Origin of the sequence: Henriciella sp. (genome assembly GCF_049649345.1) — a bacterium.
Classification (GTDB): Bacteria; Pseudomonadota; Alphaproteobacteria; order Caulobacterales; family Hyphomonadaceae; genus Henriciella.
Genome location: NZ_JBARZC010000493.1, coordinates 1 through 1,772 on the forward strand (window position 1 = coordinate 1; position 1,772 = coordinate 1,772).

Sequence of the window (1,772 nt, forward strand, 5' to 3'; positions counted from 1 at the left end):
GCATTGGACCGAACAACGACCACGCTTGAACCGCGTGACCGCTCGCTCCGCTCGAGCACGTCGAATGCGACCTCGGACTCGATCTGGACGATCTCCTCGCCATCCGGCTCTAACGAAAAGCCGTTGAAGACGTCGGCCGCGATCGCCTTCCGAATCCCGGTGGCGCGCTTGAGGATCGTGCTGCCCTCGCGCTGCCGCATCACCGTGCCGAGTTCGACGGTGGAAACTGTCAGCCCGAACCCGGCTTCTAGAGCATTTTCGCATCAATCCGGTTCGTATCCTGAGTTTGCGAAGTAGTTTGCGCATTCGTCTGGCGTGAATGCGTCGAGAGCGACTGCGATGGCGTTCTGCAGAGCGTCCACAGTTCGCGCCGCGGCCTTGCGGAGCAGTGCCTTCAGCTTGGCGAACGCCTGCTCGATCGGGTTGAAGTCCGGCGAATAGGGCGGCAGGAACAGCACCGACGCGCCGGTCGCCTCGATGGCGGCGCGGGCGCCGGCGACCTTGTGCGCAGGCAGGTTGTCCATGATCACGATGTCGCCCGGGGCCAGAGCCGGCGCCAGCAACGTCTGCGCATAGGCGGTAAACGCTTCGCCGTTCATGGCGCCGTCGATCACCATCGGCGCGGTCATGCCATCGAGCCGCAGACCCGCTACCAGTGTGGTGGTCTTCCAGTGACCGTGAGGGACGCTGGCGCGGCAGCGCTCACCGCGAGGGCTGCGCCCGCGCAGACGGGCCATCTTGGTCGTGGCTCCGGTCTCATCCAGAAAGACCAGCCGCGCCGGGTCCAGATCGGGCTGAAGCTCGAACCACGCCTCCCGCCGGGCGGCTACGTCGGCGCGCTCCTGCTCGCTGGCGTGCGCTGTCTTTTTTTGTAACTTACGTCACGGCGGCGGAAGAACTGGTGGATCGTGGAGACCGCGAAAGTCTCGCCCCGATCCTCGATCAGCCGCGCGCGCAGCTCCGCAAGCGTGATGTCGGGCGTTTCCTCGACAGCCGCCATCAGGAAGTCATGCTGCGCCTCGATCCGCCCTGATCGCTGGTCGCCACCTTGCGGCCTGGCCGTCGAGCGACCCTCTTTGAGGTGGGCGCCGACCCATCGGATCGCGCTCGAGACGCTGACGCCGTAACGCGCCGCAGCGGCGCGGCGGGACATGCCGCATTCGACTGCCACGATCACTCTCGTTCGCAGATCTTCGGAAAGGTATCGACCCATTCATGCTGGCCTCCATCTCCAGCATTCATGGTGAATCACAACCCGGCCCGATTGGGAATCCTCAATGATTCAGGAAGGTCCGAAAACGCTCTAGTGGGACAGCCAAGGGGCGTGCCTCTTCTCCAAACGGCTCGAACGGGGCGCTTCGTCTGGCCACCGCCCGCCGACGGCAAGGTCGCCGTGAGCCCGGCGCAGCTCGCGATGCTGCTCAAAGGGATCGACTGGCGGGCGCCCCGGCGCACCTGGCAGCCTGCTGAGAGTCTTCTCTGATTGGGATTGAAGAGGTCAAGCTGCTCCTTGCCTCTTTCTCGGTCTTTCTGATCTCGCTCCCGCGGGTCACGCGCTTCTCTTCGCGGTCGGCGCGGGGCCGCCGCATGATGGGGTCAGGAGAGCGAGGCGTCTCAATCTGTTTCACGACCTCGCGGCTGGCGCCGCGGGCTCGAGACTCTCGACGAGATCGCCTCGCCCATCGTCCCCACGGGAACGATCCGGTTCACGCCGTCAGGCGCGATGGCGGTAAGTCTTCCTCCCTCTTGGCCTCATGCGGCGGCGAGAGCAG

The 1,772-nt window shown here is 65.2% G+C and carries 2 protein-coding genes and 1 pseudogene; 1 reads left to right on the forward strand and 2 read right to left on the reverse strand.

Annotation, left to right across the window (positions count from 1 at the left end; all coding sequences use genetic code 11):
- The coding region (locus WA989_RS13665) for a hypothetical protein (RefSeq protein WP_424341044.1) at positions 1-200 on the reverse strand (200 nt) is incomplete at its 3' end.
- 63 nt (positions 201-263) lie between these two features.
- Positions 264-1,213 (reverse strand): IS630 family transposase gene (locus WA989_RS13670; RefSeq protein WP_424341045.1). Its coding sequence is split into 2 segments (ribosomal slippage): positions 264-871 and positions 871-1,213, totalling 951 coding nucleotides; the frame shifts between segments, so codons are not numbered across the junction.
- A gap of 94 nt (positions 1,214-1,307) precedes the next feature.
- Between WA989_RS13670 and tnpB the strand changes: the two are divergent.
- Positions 1,308-1,483 (forward strand): annotated as a pseudogene (gene tnpB / locus WA989_RS13675) (IS66 family insertion sequence element accessory protein TnpB); the annotation flags it as partial.
- Positions 1,484-1,772 lie beyond the last annotated feature (289 nt).